Consider the following 16,828-nt stretch of genomic DNA (forward strand, 5'->3'; position numbering starts at 1 on the left):
TGATCTGGGAATCTGCAAAACGGATGAGGTGGCGCGCAACGATCTCACGAGGGTCCGGCAGCCCGTTCCGACCCCGTTGCATGCCGGTCTGCGGCGAGCGCGGCACGGCTCAGCACCGCGGCGCCCGCAACCGCGGCGGGCATGACGACGACGGCGCCGAACGGGACGAGGAAGAGCACCCAGGTGACGATCCCGAACCCGAGCACCCGGGGGCGGGACCGCGCGAGGACGCGACGGCGCTCGCGCAGGCGGAAGCCGCGGGCGTCGAAGGGCGTACCGGTCAGCTCGACCGCGAGGAACCAGCCGCCCGCCACCGCGCCGAACACGCCCCCGATGATCGCGCCGACGAGCGGGATCAGGCCGAGCAGGAACGAGACGAGGCCGATGACCACGGACGCGAGCAGCAGGACGAGCCCGTCCCGCGCCGCCCGCAGGACGCCCCGCACGAGCGGCTCGTCGCGCTCCTCGGGCGCGTTCCCGAGCCGTTCCTCCGCGGCCCGGCTGATGCGCTCGTAGAACGGGTCGCCGACCGTGAGGACCACGGCCGTGAACGAGAGGGCGCCGACCACGACCGCGAGCACGAGCACCGCGACCCCCGCGGCGAGGCGGACCGTGCCGCGGAACGGCTCGTCCCAGTCGTCCGCGAACGCCGTCAGCGATGCGGCGACGCCGTCGAGGGAGGTGAGGAGCGCGACGAGGAGGCCGAGCCAGACCGCGCCGACGACGAGCGCCGGCACCGCGCCGAGCAGCATGAGGCGCGGGCTGCTCCCCCACAGGCGGAAGCCGCGGCCGAGATCGCCGACACCGCGGAGGAGGTCGCGCACGGCTCGATCCTCCCGCGGCACGCTGAGCGGTCGGCGGTGTTTCAGAGGCGGGCGAGGCCCTCGCGGATCAGGGCCGGGAGGTCGTCCGGCTCGAACCGCTCCCCCGACGCCTCCAGCTCGTCCGCCGTCCACCAGCGTGACGCGACGATGTCGAGCCGCTCGTCGGGCATCCAGCCGGCGTCGCTCGGCTCGAAGCGCTCGGTGCGGACGGCGAACCACGCCCAGTGCCCGAGCTCGTACGGGTGCCAGGCGGTGTCGACGGCGACGTCGACGTGCGCGAACGGCTCGCCGACGGACTCGACGACGAGCCCGGTCTCCTCGCGGAGCTCCCGCACCCCGGCCGCGGCGAAGTCCTCGCCGGGGTCGACGCCGCCGCCGGGCGTGATCCACCGCGGCGGCACCGCGTGGTCCTTGCCGTAGGTGAGGAAGAGGAGCACCCGGTCGTCGGCGTCCGCGACGACCAGCCGCGCGGTCGACCGCTCGGACGGCACCGCTACTCCCCCGGGATCGGGGCGAAGCTCGAGAGGTCCCCGACGAACCGCGTGCGGTTCTCCGGGATCGGCTCCACGGCCGCGGCGGCGATCTCCTGCGCGAACTCGTTCACGTTGTAGAGGCGGCCCGCCGCCTCCCGCCGCGAGTTCAGCGCGTCGGGGTTGGCCCGGTTCAGCAGCTGCGCGGTGACGGTGCCCTCGATCATGTCGCCGGAGACCACGACGAAGCCGATGCCCTTGTCCTCGAGCGCCGGGATCAGGGCACGGAGGGCGTCCTCCCCCGCGCGCTTGCTGCGGGCGACCGCCTCGTACTCGGGCATCGTCGGCGTCGTCCGGATGAAGTGCGCCTGATGGCTCGTGACGAACACGACGCGGGAGCCGGGATCCATCAGCGGCACCGCGGCCTCCAGCACCCGCACCTGCGCGTCACGGTTGAGCCGGAGCGCGTAGTCCTCCGCGGCGCCCGCCTCCATGCCGCCCGACGCGTTCAGCACCAGGAGGTCGAGGCCGCCCCACTCGCGGACGACGGCGCGGAAGAGCTCCTCCACCGACTCGCCGTCGGTGAGGTCCGCGCGCACGGCGAACGACTCACCGCCCGCGGCCCGGACCTTCTCCACGACCTGGTCCGCGCGGCGCACCTTCTTCTCGTCGCGGTAGTTCACGACCACGTCGAATCCGCGCTCTGCGAGGAGCACGGCGGTGTCCGCCCCGATGCCTCGCGAGGAACCGGTGATCAGCGCTCGATTGCGCGTGGGAACGGGCTCGGCTGCTGCGTCGGTCACGGCTCCGAACCATACCGGTCGTGCACGGGTGCGCCCGGTGCTACGGTTCGAGTCCCGGCATAGGAGTGCGCCCGTGTTCCCCGACCTCTTCGCCTACACGTGGGTGCTCTGGCTCGTGATCACCGTCGTGGCCGTGGTGCTCGAGCTCGTCACGCTGAGCCTCGTCTTCGCGATGATCGCGGTCGGCTCGCTGGTCGGCGGCCTCGGCACCTGGCTGCTCGGCTGGCCGGCCCCGCTGCAGGTCGTGGCGGCCGCCGTGCTCTCCGCCCTGCTCGTGTTCCTCATCCGGCCCGTGCTCTACCGCGCACTCGTCGCCGGCAAGCCCCGCCAGCTGACGAACGTCGACGCGCTGCACGGGATGAGCGCCCGGGCGACGGCCTCCTTCGTCGACGGCACCGGCTACGCCCGGCTCGCGAACGGCGAGACCTGGACGGCCCGCCTCGACGCCCACCACGAGCACGAGCCGGTCGCCGTCGGCGCGCGCCTCACCGTCATCGGGATCGACGGGGCCACCGCCGTCGTCGCGCCCGCATTACCCCCGACCCCCGGAACCGGAGCGACCCCATGAGCGACGCAGGCGCCTTCCTCGGCCAGCTGTTCCTGATCGCGCTCGCGATCGTCGTCGTCATCTTCGTGATCGTCGTGCTCGTGCGCGCGATCCGCGTGGTGCCGCAGGCGCGAGCGGGCGTCGTGGAACGGCTCGGGCGTTACCACAAGACGCTCACGCCGGGCCTGAACCTGCTCGTGCCGTTCATCGACAAGCTGCGGCCCCTGCTCGACCTCCGCGAGCAGGTCGTGTCCTTCCCCCCGCAGCCGGTCATCACCGAGGACAACCTCGTCGTGTCGATCGACACGGTCGTCTACTTCCAGATCACCGACGCGCGCGCGGCGACCTACGAGATCGCGAACTACCTCGTCGCCGTCGAGCAGCTCACCACCACCACCCTCCGCAACGTCGTCGGCGGCCTGAACCTCGAGGAGGCGCTGACCAGCCGCGACAACATCAACGGGCAGCTCCGCGTCGTGCTCGACGAGGCGACGGGCAAGTGGGGCATCCGCGTGAACCGCGTCGAGCTGAAGTCGATCGAGCCGCCCGTGTCCATCCAGGACTCGATGGAGCAGCAGATGCGCGCCGAGCGGAGCCGCCGCGCGCAGATCCTCACCGCGGAGGGCACGAAGCAGGCGGCGATCCTGCAGGCCGAGGGCGAGCGGCAGTCGCAGATCCTGTCCGCGGAGGGCGAGGCGAAGGCCCGCGTGCTGCGCGCCGAGGGCGAGGCGAAGGCCATCCAGACCGTCTTCGACGCCATCCACGCGGGGAACCCGGACGGGCCGCTGCTCGCCTACCAGTACCTGCAGACCCTGCCGAAGATCGCCGAGGGGCAGTCGAACAAGCTCTGGATCGTGCCGTCCGAGCTCACGGAGGCGCTGAAGGGCGTCGGCGCCGGGTTCGGGCAGACCGTGCAGCAGATGGCCGCCGGCGCCGCCGCTGCGGCACCGCGCCCGCCGAAGCCCGCGCAGGAGGCGCCCTCCTCGGTGCGGCCGCCCGAGCCTGCTCCGGCTCCCGCCGTGCCCGCGGAGCCCGCGCCGCCCGCCGAGCCCAAGTGAGCCGGACCGGCTGGTTCGACGAGCTCCTCCCCCGGATCCTGGCGCACCGCGGTCTCGCCCTCGAGGCCCCGGAGAACTCGATCGCCGCCTTCGAGGCGGCGATCGCCGCCGGTGCGACGCACCTCGAGACCGACGTGCGGGCGACCGCGGACGGCGTCGCCGTGCTCGTGCACGACGCGACGACGCCGGACGGCCGGGACGTCTCGTCGCTGACCCTGTCGGAGCTCCGAGCCGCACTGCCCGCCGCGGCGACCCTGGCGGAGGCGCTGACGGCGCTGCCCGAGGCCCGCTTCAACATCGACGTGAAGCACGCGGCGGCGGTCGCGCCGACCGGGGTGGCGGTCACGGCCGCGGCGGCCGCGCAGCGGGTGCTCCTCACGTCGTTCTCCGGCCGTCGGCGCCGGGAGGTCCTCCGCCTCGTCCCGACGGCCGCGACCTCCGCGTCCTCCGGCTCCATCCTCGGTGTCGTCGGCGGGCTGCGCCTGCGCACGCCGGCCGTCACGCGGCTCGCGCTGCGCCGCGTGCACGCCGTGCAGATCCCGGAGCGCGCCCTCCGCACGGACCTCGCGACGCCGTGGAGCATCGCCGAGATGCATGCGGCCGGCGTCGAGGTGCACTTCTGGGTCGTGAACGATCCGGCGCGGATGCGCGAGCTCGTGGCGCGGGGCGCCGACGGCATCGTGACCGACCGTCCGGACCTCGCCCGCGATGCGCTGCGGTGACGGGTGCACACGCTCTGAGAAGGTTCTGAGAAACCCCCTCAGCGGAATCCTCGGCCCCGAACGCCTGTTAGACCGGACGCGGGGAGAGGGGTACATCGATGGCTGATCGCAGTCTGCGTGGGATGCGGCTCGGCGGGCAGAGCCTGCAGAGCGAGGAGGGCGTCGTCTTTTCCGAGCGCCAGGTGCGGGAGTACCGTGCCGCCGACGGGAGCACGTTCTCCGTGACGTTCGCGGCGGAGGCGGAGATCCCCGAGCGCTGGACGAGCCCGAAGTCGGGCCAGGAGGGCCAGCTGCTCGAGGCGGACGGCTCGCTCGCGGCCCACACCGTCAAGGAGACGAAGCCGCCGCGGACCCACTGGGACATGCTGCTCGAGCGGCGCACCCGCGCCGAGCTCGAGGAGCTGCTCGAGGAGCGCCTGCAGTACCTGCGCGCGCGCCGCGGCAAGACGAACGACAAGAAGGCCTCCTAGGAGGTCCTGGAAGGCGCCGGTCCCGTCGGGACCGGCGCCTTCCGTCTGTCCGCCCGCGGTCAGCCGAGCGGCTGGCAGTGCGGGCACCAGTACGTGCGGCCCGGATGGAGCCCGCGCCCGACGACGGTCGTGCCGCAGCGCAGGCAGGGCCGGCCCGCGCGGCCGACCACCCAGTGGGACGACCCGCGCCGGCGGTCACCCGTCGTGACCTGGTAGGAGTCCGGATGCGTCGCGGAGTGCTGGAGCATCCGGGCGGCGAGGCGGACGAGCCGGGGCACGTCCACGTCCCCGACGGGCCGATCCGGGTGCACGCCCCGCAGGAAGCAGACCTCGTTCACCCAGAGGTTGCCGAGCCCGGCGAGGTTCCGCTGGTCGCGGATCGCCTCGAGCACCGCCCGGCCGCAGTCGGCCCCGATGCGCCGAACCGCCTCCCCCGCGTCCCAGTCCGACCGCAGCGGGTCCGGTCCGAGGAAGCCGACCACGGACGCCTCGTCCCGGGTCTCGACGAGCTCGACGATCGGCAGCGAGACGCCCCAGGCGGTCGTGCCGGTCGTCGTCGCGAGCCGCACCCGCACGTCGGGCTGCATCCGGCGCGGCACCGCGCGGTTCTCCCGGGTGATCGTCCACGACCCGTCGAGCCGGAGGTGGGTGCGGAGCGTCAGGCCGCCGCTGAAGCGCTGCAGCAGGTGCTTGCCGTGCGTCGCGTGCTCGAGCACCTGACGGCCGGCCAGGTCGGCGCCGCCGTGTCTTGGCACCCGCAGCTCGCCGGCCGCGAGCTCGCGGCCGTCGAGCGCCGCTCTCAGTCGGATCGCGAGCCGGAAGACCGAGTCACCCTCGGGCATCGGGAGCGCGCCGCCGCGGCCGACGCGCGAGCACGGCGAGCAGCACCGGCAGCACGCCCCCGAGCAGCGCGATCGTCGCGCCGAGCGGCACGCCGAACGCCACGGCCGGGGTGATGCCGGAGGCGAGCGGGAGGTCGACGACGAGGGTCTGCGTCGTGAACGGCTTCGCGGCCGCGAGCGTCCGGCCGTCCGGACCGATCGCGGTCGTCGACGCCACGGTCGAGTCGCTCATGAGCGCGCGACCGGTCTCGATGGCGCGGAGCCGCGCGATCGCGAGCTGCTGCTCGTTCTCGTCCGTGTCGCCGAAGTCGGCGTTGTTCGTCTGCGCGATGAGGAGCTGCGCCCCCTGCTGCACGGACCCGAGGATGAGCCCGTCGTCGACGATGTCGAAGCAGATGTTCACGCCGACCCGCGCGCGGCCCACCTGCATCACCGAGGACCGCGTGCCGGGCGTGTAGTCGCGGCCGATGAGCTTCAGGAGGTCGGGGGCGAACGGCGTCCAGAACGCCCGGTCCGGCACGTACTCGCCGAACGGCACGGGCCGCACCTTGTCGTAGAGCTCGGCGATGCCGCCGTTCGACCAGAGCAGCGAGGAGTTGTAGGTGCGGCCGCCGCGCTCCGTGATGGCTCCGGTGAGCAGCGGCGCGCCGACGGCCTGGGTGACGTACTCGAGCTGCTGCTGAAGCCCGCGGTCGGTGATCGGGTCGTACATGGCCGCGCCCTCGGGCCAGACCACGAGGTCGACCTCCTTGCCGAGCGCCGGGCTCGTCGCGCGGACGGTCTGCTCGAGGTTCGCCGCCGGGTCGTACTTCGGGTCGAAGTAGCCGGCGTGCGAGTTCGGCTGGACGGCGGCGACGCGCATCGAGCCCGTCACCGTGATCGGGAAGGTCGGGATCGCGAGCAGCGCGCCCGTGACGACCGCCATCGCGAGCACCCGGGGCAGCGCGGCCTGCAGCCGCAGCACGCCGAGTGCGCGCGGCTCGGTCGCCAGCGCCACGCCGAGCGCCGTGAGCCACACGAGGACGAAGGAGAGGCCGGTGGTGCCGAACCAGGCGCTGAGGTAGGCGAACGGGGACTGCGACTGGCTGAGCGCCACCGCACCCCAGTCGAAGCCGCCGTAGGGCCAGGTGCCCGCGACGACCTCGCGCGCCGTCCAGGTCGCCGCGACGAGCAGGGGCGTGAGCACGACCCGCCCCCCGGCCGACGGCCAGAGCCGGGCGGTGCTGCGGTACAGGACGGCGATGAGCCCGCTGCCGAGGGCGACGAGGAGGGCCTCGAGCGTCCCGAGCGCGAGCAGCGGCACCGGTCCGAGGAAGAGCGTCACCCAGTCGACGAGCGAGAACCAGAAGACGACGCCGAACACGAGCCCGACGAGGACGCCGGACCGGAAGCCGCGGCCGCGCAGGGCGACGAGCGCCCCGGCGACGCCGGGGAACGCGAGCACCCAGATGCCCGCGCCGGGATAGGCGAACGACAGCACGAGCCCGCTCGCCGCGGCGACGACGAGCGCGACGGGCAGGGACAGCTCGGCGCGTGCGCGGACGCGGTCGCCGCGCGGCGCGCGGCTCGGCGCGGACGCCGGGCGCGTGAGCAGCGCGCTCATGCGCCCACGCTGCTGTACGCGACCACCCCGCGCCGGATCGCCTCGATCGCCTGCTGGGCGGTCCGGGCGGTGCGCCCCTCCCCCACCTGCGTGATCTGGTCGAGCAGGTCGATCACCTGCTTCGTCCAGCGGACGAAGTCGCCGGCCTGGAGGTCCGCGTCCCGGAGGACCGCGTCGAGCGCGCCGCCGCGGGCCCAGCGGTGCATGGCGTTGCAGAGGCCGATCGACGGCAGGTTCGACCCGGGCAGCCGGTGCGAGCGCTCCAGGTCGTCGAGTCGCTCCCAGAGCCCCTCGAGCCGGTTCCAGGCCTCCCGGAACGGGCCCTTCGGCAGCCAGTGCTCCGCGACGACGCCCTCCTCGCGGCGGGCCTCGAAGACGAAGACGGTCGCGAGCGCGGCGAAGGCGGGCGCGTCGAGCCCGCTCCAGACCTGCCGACGGAGGCTCTCCGCGAGCAGGAGGTCCCGCTCCCCGTAGATGCGCGCGAGCATCCGCCCGTGCATCGTCGGCCGGACCTCGCCCTCCTCGTCCACCTCCAGGTACCCCTCGGCGAGGAGCACCTCGCTGACGCGGTCGAAGACGCGCGCGACGGCGCCGGTGCGGGTCGCGATCTGCTGCTGGAGCTGCTCGGTCTGCCGCTTGAGGCGCCACCACCGCTCCGCCCACCGCGAGAGCTCCTCGCGCCGCGGCGACGTGTGCGCGGGGTGCGCCTTCAGTCGGCGGCGCAGGTCCGTGATCTCGCGCTGACGTCGTTCGCGCTGCTTCGCGGACTGGTCGCCCGGGCGCGAGCCGGCCTTCTCGAGGTCGCTGATCTCGCGGCGGATCGCGGCGTACTCGGCCACGTCGCCCGACGCCCCCGACTCGTCCTGCATCGCCCGCTCGTAGCCGGCGAGCGACTCCTCCTGCTGCCGCACCTTCCGCGCCAGGTCGACGACCGCGCGGTCGGCCTGGTACTGCGCGAAGGAGGACTCGAGGATGCTGCGGGTGCGGTCGCGCCCGAACCGGTCGATCAGGTTGATCGCCATGTTGTACGTCGGCTTGAACGACGAGTTCAGCGGGTAGGAGCGACGGGAGGCGAGCGAGGCGACCGCCTGCGGGTCGAGCCCCTCCTGCCAGCAGATGACGCTGTGGCCCTCGACGTCGATGCCGCGCCGCCCGGCGCGGCCGGTGAGCTGCGTGTACTCCCCCGGTGTGATGGGGACGCGGCTCTCGCCGTTGAACTTCTCGAGCTTCTCGAGCACCACCGTGCGGGCCGGCATGTTGATCCCGAGGGCGAGCGTCTCCGTCGCGAAGACCACCTTCACCAGCTTGCGCTGGAAGAGCTCCTCCACGACCTCCTTGAAGGCGGGCAGGAGGCCGGCGTGGTGGGCCGCGACGCCGCGCTCGAGGCCCTCGAGCCACTGCCAGTAGCCGAGCACGGCGAGGTCCTCGTCGAGGAGGGTGCGGCAGCGCTCCTCGACGATCGCGCGGATCTCCTGCCGCTCCCACGCCTCCGTGAGTCGGACGCCGTCGCGCATCGCCTGGCGGACGGCCGCGTCGCAGCCCGCGCGGCTGAACACGAAGAAGATGGCGGGCAGCAGGTTCGACTCGCGCAGCAGGTCGGTGAGCGCGCTCCGCGACATCGCGAACCCGCGCGGCGCGCCGCCCTTCGAGTGCCGCCGGCCGACGTCCTGCATCTGCCGGGACGAGATCGTCCGGCCGCCGTAGCGCGACATCTGGAGCAGCTCGGGGTTGACCCGCGGCGTGCCGCCGGAGGCCGACTGGGTCGCGTCGAACAGGTCGACGAGCTTCGTGCGCATGAGCACGTGCTGCTCGAGCGGCACCGGGCGCTCCTCGGAGACGATCACCCGGGTCCGCCCGCGGACGGCCTGCAGCCAGTCGCCGAACTCCTCCGCGTTCGACACGGTCGCCGACAGCGACACGAGCCGGACCGTCTGCGGGAGGTGGATGATCACCTCCTCCCACACCGCGCCGCGGAACCGGTCCGCGAGGTAGTGCACCTCGTCCATGACGACGAAGGACAGGTCCTGCAGCAGCGGGCTCTCCGCGTAGAGCATGTTGCGGAGGACCTCGGTCGTCATGACGACGACGCGGGCGCGCGGGTTGACCGCGGTGTCGCCGGTGAGCAGGCCGACGTCGTCCGGGCCGTACTCGTCGACGAGCTCGTTGTACTTCTGGTTCGACAGCGCCTTCATCGGCGCCGTGTAGAAGACCTTGTCCCGCACCGACGACATCGCGAGGTAGACCGCGAACTCGGCGACGATCGTCTTGCCGGCGCCGGTGGGCGCCGCGACGAGCACGCCGTCGCCGTCCTCGAGGGCCACGCAGCCCGCGACCTGGAACGGGTCCAGGTCGAACGACAGCCCGGCGCGGAACGCCTCCACCGCCGGGTGGTCCTGCCGCAGCCGGGAGGCCGCGTAGCGCTCCGCGGGCGAGAGGAGCGCCGGGCCGGCGGACGCGTCCACCGGACGGTGCTGGACCGGCCCGGCGGACGAGTCCACCGGTCTGCGGGCCACGACTACAGGCTACCCGCGCCCTCGAGGATCGCTGCGTCCCGCTTGGCCTTGCGCTTGTCGTGGACGAGCGCGACCGCGACGGCGACGAAGTACAGGACGATCATCGGGATCGCCAGCAGCACCATCGAGATGATGTCCGCGGACGGCGTCGCGATGGCCGTGAAGATCGTGACCGCCAGGATCGCGATGCGCCACGACTTCAGGATCGTCCGGCCCTGCAGCACGCCGACGAAGTTCAGCAGCACGACGAAGACCGGCAGCACGAACGCGACCCCGACGACCAGGATCAGCCGCAGCACGAAGTCGAGGTACGCCTTGCCGTCGAGCAGGTTCGCGGTGTTGATCGGCGCGAAGCTGACCATCAGGCCGACGATGTGCGGGATGACGAGGGCCCCGGCCGCGCAGCCCGCGAGGAACAGCGGGACCGCGCTGAAGAAGAAGCCGAAGACGTACTTCTTCTCCTGCCGCGTGAACGCCGGCGTCAGGAACGCGAAGATCTGGAACAGCCAGATCGGGCTCGTGATGACGATGCCGACGATGATCGCGATCTCGAACCGGACGTCGAAGGCGCTGGTGACGTTCCCGAAGTTGATCGTCGCGAGCTTCTTGCCCTGGCCGAGCAGCGGGCCGGTCAGGAGCTGGAGCACCCAGTCCGAGACGAACCAGCCGGCCACACCGCCGACGAGGATCGCCACGGCCGCCCACATGAGCCGCTTGCGCAGCTCCATGAGGTGCTCGACCAGCGGCATCCGCCGCTCGGCGTTGGCGCTCTGCGGCGCCCGGCCCGTGGTGGAGGTCAGCGGTCCTCAGACGCGCGACGCGTCTGCGGGTCCGGCGTGGTGACGGTCTCGCGGTCGAGGTGCTCGTCGCTGCGCTGCGCACGGTCCTTGGCCATGTCGTCCTGGACCTCCGTGACCTCCTTGCGGAAGATCTTGATCGACTGACCGAGACCCTTCGCGAAGACGGGGAGCTTCGTCGCTCCGAAGAGGACGAGGATCACGAGAGCGATGGCGAGGAGGTGCCATCCGGTGAGACCTGCGAAGAGACCCATGATGCTCCGATCGAAGTACGTTTCGTGCAGTGTAGACGCGCACCCGTCGTTCGGCGGCGCGGATCGCGATCCGGCCGTCAGCGCGTCGAAGGGTCTTCGTAGCGGGCGAGCCCGGCGACTGCCCAGTCGTGCACGGCGCGTCGCGCGTCCTCCGGCTCCACCACGACGAGCAGCCCGGCGCGACCCGCGGCGAGCCGCTTGAGCCCGTGCAGGTGCGCGATCCGCAGCCGTGTGCGCACCCACCCGCGGCGGGCCGGCTCCGTCTGCGGCCGCTCCCCGAGGAAGTCGGCGAGCAGCGGCAGCGCGGCGGCGGCCACCTCGATCGTGACGGAGCGGTCCTGCTTCGACGGCTGGAAGATGCGCTCCGGCAGCTCGATGTCCTCGGGCCGCTCGGCGGGCGTGTCGGGGGCCGTGCGGACGTCGCGCATCCGGTCGAGGCGGAACGTGCGCAGCGCCCGGCGCGAGCGGTCCCAGGCCCGCAGGTACCAGGACTCGTCGACGGACTCGACGCGGAGGGGCTCGACGCTCCGCTCCTCGCGCTCGTCCCGGCCGTTCAGGTAGTCGAAGACGAGGACGGTGCCGGCGGCGACCGCCTCCCGGATCAGGCCGAGCCGCGTGTCCGCGCCCGCCGCGACGGCGACCGCCGCGGGTGCGCCGTTCGCGGAGCGCGTGAGCTTCGCGGTGAGGCGGGCGACCGTCTCGCGGTCTGCGTTCGCGGGCAGCGCGGCCACGTACTGCAGACCGGCGATCAGCGCCGCGGCCTCCCGCGCAGAGAAGCGCGGCGAGTCGTCGATGGCGACCTGGTGGGTGATCGCGATCTCGTCGCGCTGCTCGAAGCGGTCCCAGTCGATGTCGAAGAGGTCGTTCGGCTGGTACGCCTTCGTCTCCCCCGGCACGCCGGACATGGCGATGAGCTCGACCGCGTCCCGGATCCGCTGCTCCGGCACGCCGAAGTGCGCCGCGGCCTGCGCGACGGAGACGCCGTCGTTGTCGAGCAGGTAGGGCACCAGGGCGAGCAGGAACGCGAGGCGGTCCTGGACGCGGAGCGGCTGCGCGTCAGCCACGGTCGCCCCCGTGCGCCGCGACGACGGCGGCGAGGCGCTCGCGCACCGCGTCGACGAGCTCCTGCGGCTCGAGCACGAGCACCTCCGGTCCGAACGCGGCGACGTCGTCGGCGAAGAGTGCGAGGTCCGTGTAGTGGACGGCGACCCGCCCCTCCGCTGCCGGCTCGCCGCGGGAGCCGAGACGTGCGGCCGCGTCGGTGTCGGGCTGCAGCTCGAGCAGTGCGCGGTTCGCGGCGAACACCGCGGTCAGCCCGTCGAGCGCCTCCTCGGCCGGCTCGCCGTCGGGGGTCTCGAAGCCCTCCGCGGTCTCCTCCACGGCGCCCGCGATGCGGCTCAGCAGGAACGTCCGCCGGGCCCTCGCGCCGAGGTCGACCCCGTGCACGTGCCAGCGGCCGCCGAACTGCACGAGGGCGAGCGGCGCGACGCGGCGCTTGCGGACCCGGTCCTCCCCCGGCTTCAGGTAGCCGAAGACGACGACGTGCCGGTGCTCGATCGCCGCCCGCAGCGGGTCGAACGCCGCGTCGCGGGCGCGGAGGCGCGGAGCGAAGCCGATCAGGGGCTCCTCCGACTCGATGCCGAGCGAGCGCAGCTTCAGCAGCGCGCGGCGGGACTCCCCGGACAGCGATCCCTCGCGCCACGCGAGCGCGGCGAGGTCGAGCAGCGCGATCTCCTGCGGCGTGAAGGTCACGTCGGCGGGCAGGTCGTACTCGCCCTTCGGGATCCGGTACCGCGTGTACTGGACGGCGCCCTGGTCGGCGGGCAGCTCGATCGACTCGAGGGGCACGCCGAGGTCGCGGATGTCCTCCTTGTCGCGCTCGAACTGGCGCTCGAGGGAGGCGTTGCCGCCGTTCGGGCGGTACCGCTGCCGGTAGCCCTGCACGGAGGAGAGGATGTCCGCCTTCGTCAGCCCCGTCTCGGTCGCCAGCAGGGCGAGCACGAGGCTGAAGAGGCGCTCCTCGTTCGAGACCGCAGCCGGCACGGGAGGGTCAGGCCTTCCCCAGGATGTCGACCACGAACACGAGCGTCGAGTTCGCCGGGATCGTGGAGGTCGACTGGCTGCCGTAGGCCTGCGACGGCGGCAGGATCGCGAGCACCTGCGAGCCGACCTTCTGGCCGGCGAGCGCGGTCACGAGACCGGGGACCGTCTGACCCTGCTTCACGACCACGTCGACGGGCGTGCCGGTGGTCCAGCTGGAGTCGAACACCGTGCCGTTCGCCGGGTCGCCCGGCTTCCAGACGACGCCGGTGTACGCGATGACCGCGGTGTCGCCCTTCCCGATCGTCGCTCCGGATCCGACCTTGAGGTTCGCGACCTCGAGCCCCGTCGGCGGGGTGTCGTCCGGCAGGGTGATGCCGGGGCGGCCGTCGGGGCCGAGGACGACGGCGGGGAGCCCGCTGCCCATGACCTGGTCCGTGCCGTTCGCTCGTGCGAGGTACGCGTCGCGGATGTCGATGACCGCGACGACGGAGTCCGTCGCCGACAGCCCCGTCGGGCGCGAGGCGGCGGGGATCGCCTGCGACGGCGGCAGGACCACCGCGAGCCGCTCCCCCACCTGCGAGCAGACGAGCGCCTTGCGCAGCCCCGTGATCTGCACCGTCCCGATCACGAACTTCGCCGGCGCCGAGCCGGTGTAGTCGGACTTCAGGACCTCCGCACCGGTGGTCGCGTTGTAGAAGCTGACCTCCGTCGAGATCTCCTGCTTCGCGGTCAGCGGGGCGCCGTGGCCGGCGACGAGCGTGCTGACCTGCGGCGCGTCGACGTGGACGGGCGTGTCGAAGGAGACGGTCGGGGCGCTGCCGACCTTCCCGGTCGCGGTGACGCTCTCGGACGCCTGCCCGGGGCCGACGGGCGGCGTGCAGCCCGCGACGGACCCGCCGCCGCCGGCGCAGCCCGTCAGGGCCGCCGCGATGGAGGCGAGGACGACGCTGCCGGCGAGGAGTCGGACGGTCCGGTGCACGGTCCACGATCCTGCCAGACCCGTCGGCCTCCGGTCGGCCGGGTCAGTCCTCGTCGTCCGCCGCCTGCCGGGCCTCGGCGATCTCCGCGGCCTGCCGGGCGACCTGGCGGATGCGCTTCGGACTCTTCTCCCGCTCGCCGATCGCGCCGGGGGTCCACAGCTCGACGTCCTCGTCGGCGAAGGTCTTCGCCGCGCGGCGGGAGATGCGGGGCGCCTCGGCGCCGTCGGCGAGGCGCCGCGCGGTGACGAGGAAGCCCGTGTGCGCGACCATCCGGTGGTCCGGGCGGACGGCCAGGCCGTCGACGTGCCAGCCGCGGACCATCGTCTCGGTCGACAGCGGCTCGGTGAACGCGCCGGTGTCCCGGAGCGCCTCCACGGTCCGCGACAGCTGCGGCACGGTCGCGATGTACGCGATCACGACGCCGCCGGGCGCGAGCGCGCGCTGCACCGCCGGCACGGTCTCCCAGGGCGCGAGCATGTCGAGCACGACGCGGTCCGCGACCTCGGGCTCGCCGGCGTCGAGGACCTCGCTCAGGTCGCCGGTCGTCAGCGTCCAGCGGTCGGGCGTGCCCTCGAAGAAGCCGGCGACGTTGTCGGCGGCGACGTCCGCGAACTCCTGGCGCCGCTCGATCGAGTGGACGGTGCCGGTCTCGCCGACCGCGCGGAGCAGCCACAGGGTGAGGGCGCCGCTGCCGACGCCGGCCTCCACGACCCGCTGCCCGAGCGCGATGTCGGCGGAGGCGATGATCTGGCCCGCGTCCTTCGGGTAGACGATCGCGGCGCCCCGCGGCATCGACATGACGTAGTCGGTGAGGAGCGGCTTCAGCGCGAGGTAGCGCTGGCCGTCCGACCCGGTGACGACGCTGCCGTCCGGCGCACCGATGAGGAGGTCGTGCGAGAGGGTGCCGCGGTGGGTGTGGAACATCCCGCCCGCGGCGAGCGTGATCGTGTTCCGCCGGCCCTTGTGCCCGGTGAGCTGCACGCGGTCGCCGACGCGGAAGGGGCCGGTCACGCTCGTGCCAGCTCGTCGGCGACGGCGGCGAGGTCCTGCGGGGTGCTGCCCTCGAGGGTGCGCCAGATCCGCCAGCGCGCCGGAGCGCGCTCCAGGTCCGGGTCGGGCAGCACGGCCTGGTGCGGGACGCCGACCGTCGCGGCACCGGAGGCGATCGCCGCGGCCAGCCCGGGCGGCGAGTCCTCGATGGCGACGCAGCGCGTCACGTCGACGCCGAGCAGCTCGGCGGCGCGGAGGTACGCCTCCGGGTCCGGCTTCGGCCGCGCGACGTCGTCGCCGGCGACCACCACGTCGAAGCCGCCGATCGGCAGCGCCGCCGCGACGGCCACCGCCATCCGGCGCACCGACATCGTCACGAGCGCCGTCGGGACACCCGAGTCGCGCAGCGCGGCGAGGAGCTCGAGGGCGCCCGGTCGCCACGGCAGGTCGCCGACGAGGCGCTCCGTGACGAAGTCGGTCTGCCAGGCGACGATGTCGTCGACCTCCATCCGGACGCCGTGGTCCTGGAGGACGCGGGCGCCGTCGCGGAGGCCGCTGCCGACGAGCGAGATCGCCTGGTCGTGGGTCCAGGTGCCGCCGAAGCGGCCGACGAGCTCGGTCTCGGCGGCGAACCAGAAGGGCTCGGTGTCGATCAGGGTGCCGTCCATGTCCCAGAGCACGGCGGAGGGGAGCTGCAGGGCGGTCATCGGCCCCGAGGATAGCGACGCGGAGAGCGAACACCCGTCCGGCCCCGAGGCGGTCGGCCTAGGGTGGGGCGAATCGGCCGGCGGCCGATGGCGGTACGGCACTGATGCGATTGGCCCGGGAGCAATTGGCGCAGACGAAGCGATTCCAGCGGGGACGTGTCCTCGTGGTGGCGTTCGAGGGGTGGAACGACGCCGGTGAGGCGGCCACGAACGCCGTGCGGATGGTGCGGGACGCGCTGCCTCTCACGACGATCCTCGAGATCGACCCCGAGCTCTACATGGACTACCAGTTCAACCGGCCGACGGTCGGTGCGGACGAGCACGGCGTGAAGCGGCTGACCTGGCCCGGCGCGACCATGTGGGGCCCGGCGAAGCGCGGCCGCGGGCGCGGCGTCGTGCAGGAGGTCACCGAGCCGGAGGAGCGGATCGACCGCGACAACCTGTTCGTGCTGCTCGGCACGGAGCCCTCCCGCAGCTGGAAGGCGTTCGTCGCCGAGATCGTCGATGCCGCCCTGGTCGCGGACGTCGAGGGGATCATCACGCTCGGGGCGATGCTCGCGGACGTGCCGCACACCCGCCCGATCTCGACGTTCGCGTCGAGCGACGACGCCGAGGTGCGCGCCGACCTCGAGCTCGAGCGCAGCAACTACGAGGGCCCGGTCGGCATCCTCTCCGTGATCTCGGACGCGGCGGCCCGAGTCGGCATCCCGTCCGTCTCGATCTGGGCGTCCGTCCCCCACTACGTGCACAACGCGCCGTCGCCGAAGGCGACGCTCGCCCTCGTCGAGAAGCTCGAGGCCGTGCTCGACATCAGCGTGCCGCGCGGCGACCTCGAGGACGAGGCGGAGGCCTGGGAGACCGGCATCGACGCCCTCGCGAACGAGGACGAGGACATGGCCGCGTACATCGAGCAGCTCGAGAAGGCGCGCGACACGGTCGACTCCCCCGAGGCCTCCGGCGAGGCGATCGCGCGCGAGTTCGAGCGCTACCTCCGCCGGGGCGAGGGCCCCGGCCGCGGCGAGCAGCCGCCCCCCTGGCGCCCCGGCGACTGACCAGCCGCCGCGCGGGCGGTGTGTCCGCTTCAGGAACCGGCGCCCGACGCAGGAGCGGGCGGCCGGAGCGGTCCTGATCGCGATGCACGGTCCTGATCGCGGCCCTGCGGAGCCGATTCGCCTCCTCCACAGCGGTGGGCAGCGACCCGAATC

Annotated in this window: 18 protein-coding genes; 5 read left to right on the top strand and 13 right to left on the bottom strand. The window is 73.3% G+C overall.

The window, feature by feature from the left end; translation table 11 throughout:
- Nucleotides 1-44: 44 nt before the first annotated feature.
- Genes CLV52_RS09855 through CLV52_RS09865 form a run of 3 tightly spaced genes read right to left on the bottom strand, consistent with a single transcriptional unit; the run spans nucleotide 45 to nucleotide 2,097 of the window.
- On the bottom strand, nucleotides 45-824 hold the full coding sequence (locus CLV52_RS09855; RefSeq protein ID WP_211342671.1) for an EI24 domain-containing protein: 780 nt from the start codon (nucleotides 822-824) through the stop codon (nucleotides 45-47).
- A gap of 41 nt (nucleotides 825-865) precedes the next feature.
- Entirely contained in the window at nucleotides 866-1,315 is a 450-nt protein-coding gene (locus CLV52_RS09860; protein ID WP_133766178.1) for an NUDIX hydrolase, read from the bottom strand.
- A gap of 2 nt (nucleotides 1,316-1,317) precedes the next feature.
- Nucleotides 1,318-2,097: an SDR family oxidoreductase gene (locus tag CLV52_RS09865; RefSeq protein ID WP_133766179.1), complete on the bottom strand. Its 780-nt coding sequence runs from the start codon at nucleotides 2,095-2,097 to the stop codon at nucleotides 1,318-1,320.
- Between the two features lie 73 nt (nucleotides 2,098-2,170).
- Here CLV52_RS09865 and CLV52_RS09870 point away from each other — a divergent pair, with 73 nt between their 5' ends.
- The 4 genes from CLV52_RS09870 to CLV52_RS09885 all read left to right on the top strand — a co-directional run bounded on the left by CLV52_RS09870 (nucleotide 2,171) and on the right by CLV52_RS09885 (nucleotide 4,894).
- Nucleotides 2,171-2,665, top strand: coding sequence for an NfeD family protein (locus CLV52_RS09870; RefSeq protein ID WP_133766180.1), 495 nt, complete (start codon nucleotides 2,171-2,173; stop codon nucleotides 2,663-2,665).
- A complete protein-coding gene (locus tag CLV52_RS09875; protein ID WP_133766181.1) occupies nucleotides 2,662-3,702 on the top strand; it encodes an SPFH domain-containing protein in 1,041 nt (346 codons plus the stop codon). The genes CLV52_RS09870 and CLV52_RS09875 overlap by 4 nt, the downstream gene beginning before the upstream one ends.
- Nucleotides 3,699-4,424, top strand: coding sequence for a glycerophosphodiester phosphodiesterase family protein (locus CLV52_RS09880; protein ID WP_133766182.1), 726 nt, complete (start codon nucleotides 3,699-3,701; stop codon nucleotides 4,422-4,424). Before CLV52_RS09875 ends, CLV52_RS09880 begins: the two co-directional genes overlap by 4 nt.
- A gap of 98 nt (nucleotides 4,425-4,522) precedes the next feature.
- Nucleotides 4,523-4,894 (top strand): RNA polymerase-binding protein RbpA, encoded by a 372-nt coding sequence (locus tag CLV52_RS09885; RefSeq protein WP_133766183.1) that lies wholly within the window; start codon nucleotides 4,523-4,525, stop codon nucleotides 4,892-4,894.
- Nucleotides 4,895-4,953: 59 nt separating this feature from the next.
- On the opposite strand, the gene CLV52_RS09890 is transcribed toward CLV52_RS09885, so the two are convergent.
- From CLV52_RS09890 to CLV52_RS09935, 10 genes are all read right to left on the bottom strand, one after another.
- Complete coding sequence (locus CLV52_RS09890; RefSeq protein ID WP_133766184.1) at nucleotides 4,954-5,736, bottom strand: DNA-formamidopyrimidine glycosylase family protein; 783 nt, start codon at nucleotides 5,734-5,736, stop codon at nucleotides 4,954-4,956.
- A complete protein-coding gene (gene lnt, locus CLV52_RS09895) occupies nucleotides 5,723-7,339 on the bottom strand; it encodes an apolipoprotein N-acyltransferase (protein ID WP_133766185.1) in 1,617 nt (538 codons plus the stop codon). The genes CLV52_RS09890 and lnt overlap by 14 nt, the downstream gene beginning before the upstream one ends.
- Nucleotides 7,336-9,801 (bottom strand): DEAD/DEAH box helicase, encoded by a 2,466-nt coding sequence (locus CLV52_RS09900; RefSeq protein ID WP_133766777.1) that lies wholly within the window; start codon nucleotides 9,799-9,801, stop codon nucleotides 7,336-7,338. Before CLV52_RS09900 ends, lnt begins: the two co-directional genes overlap by 4 nt.
- A 53-nt stretch (nucleotides 9,802-9,854) precedes the next feature.
- Complete coding sequence (gene tatC, locus CLV52_RS09905) at nucleotides 9,855-10,601, bottom strand: twin-arginine translocase subunit TatC (protein ID WP_133766186.1); 747 nt, start codon at nucleotides 10,599-10,601, stop codon at nucleotides 9,855-9,857.
- A gap of 47 nt (nucleotides 10,602-10,648) precedes the next feature.
- A complete protein-coding gene (locus CLV52_RS09910; protein ID WP_133766187.1) occupies nucleotides 10,649-10,903 on the bottom strand; it encodes a twin-arginine translocase TatA/TatE family subunit in 255 nt (84 codons plus the stop codon).
- A 77-nt stretch (nucleotides 10,904-10,980) separates the two neighbouring features.
- Nucleotides 10,981-11,967: a helix-turn-helix transcriptional regulator gene (locus tag CLV52_RS09915; protein WP_133766188.1), complete on the bottom strand. Its 987-nt coding sequence runs from the start codon at nucleotides 11,965-11,967 to the stop codon at nucleotides 10,981-10,983.
- Nucleotides 11,960-12,946, bottom strand: coding sequence for a helix-turn-helix transcriptional regulator (locus CLV52_RS09920; RefSeq protein ID WP_133766189.1), 987 nt, complete (start codon nucleotides 12,944-12,946; stop codon nucleotides 11,960-11,962). The genes CLV52_RS09915 and CLV52_RS09920 overlap by 8 nt, the downstream gene beginning before the upstream one ends.
- 7 nt (nucleotides 12,947-12,953) lie before the next feature.
- Nucleotides 12,954-13,925, bottom strand: coding sequence for an FKBP-type peptidyl-prolyl cis-trans isomerase (locus CLV52_RS09925; protein ID WP_133766190.1), 972 nt, complete (start codon nucleotides 13,923-13,925; stop codon nucleotides 12,954-12,956).
- Nucleotides 13,926-13,968: 43 nt separating this feature from the next.
- A complete protein-coding gene (locus CLV52_RS09930) occupies nucleotides 13,969-14,937 on the bottom strand; it encodes a tRNA (adenine-N1)-methyltransferase (RefSeq protein ID WP_246018065.1) in 969 nt (322 codons plus the stop codon).
- Nucleotides 14,934-15,623, bottom strand: coding sequence for an HAD family hydrolase (locus tag CLV52_RS09935; RefSeq protein ID WP_133766191.1), 690 nt, complete (start codon nucleotides 15,621-15,623; stop codon nucleotides 14,934-14,936). Before CLV52_RS09935 ends, CLV52_RS09930 begins: the two co-directional genes overlap by 4 nt.
- A 104-nt stretch (nucleotides 15,624-15,727) precedes the next feature.
- Between CLV52_RS09935 and CLV52_RS09940 the strand changes: the two genes are divergently transcribed.
- Nucleotides 15,728-16,675: a PAC2 family protein gene (locus CLV52_RS09940; RefSeq protein WP_133766192.1), complete on the top strand. Its 948-nt coding sequence runs from the start codon at nucleotides 15,728-15,730 to the stop codon at nucleotides 16,673-16,675.
- Nucleotides 16,676-16,828: the final 153 nt, after the last annotated feature.

The organism is Amnibacterium kyonggiense, from assembly GCF_004364555.1.
Lineage (GTDB): Bacteria > Actinomycetota > Actinomycetes > Actinomycetales > Microbacteriaceae > Amnibacterium > Amnibacterium kyonggiense.

Excerpts from the sequence above, each read along its gene's own strand:
- CLV52_RS09910 (WP_133766187.1), bottom strand. The coding sequence starts at position 10,903 with ATGGGTCTCTTCGCAGGTCTCACCGGATGGCACCTCCTCGCCATCGCT.
- tatC (WP_133766186.1), bottom strand. The coding sequence starts at position 10,601 with ATGCCGCTGGTCGAGCACCTCATGGAGCTGCGCAAGCGGCTCATGTGG.
- CLV52_RS09935 (WP_133766191.1), bottom strand. The coding sequence starts at position 15,623 with ATGACCGCCCTGCAGCTCCCCTCCGCCGTGCTCTGGGACATGGACGGC.
- CLV52_RS09940 (WP_133766192.1), top strand. The coding sequence starts at position 15,728 with ATGCGATTGGCCCGGGAGCAATTGGCGCAGACGAAGCGATTCCAGCGG.
- CLV52_RS09890 (WP_133766184.1), bottom strand. The coding sequence starts at position 5,736 with ATGCCCGAGGGTGACTCGGTCTTCCGGCTCGCGATCCGACTGAGAGCG.
- lnt (WP_133766185.1), bottom strand. The coding sequence starts at position 7,339 with ATGAGCGCGCTGCTCACGCGCCCGGCGTCCGCGCCGAGCCGCGCGCCG.
- CLV52_RS09875 (WP_133766181.1), top strand. The coding sequence starts at position 2,662 with ATGAGCGACGCAGGCGCCTTCCTCGGCCAGCTGTTCCTGATCGCGCTC.
- CLV52_RS09885 (WP_133766183.1), top strand. The coding sequence starts at position 4,523 with ATGGCTGATCGCAGTCTGCGTGGGATGCGGCTCGGCGGGCAGAGCCTG.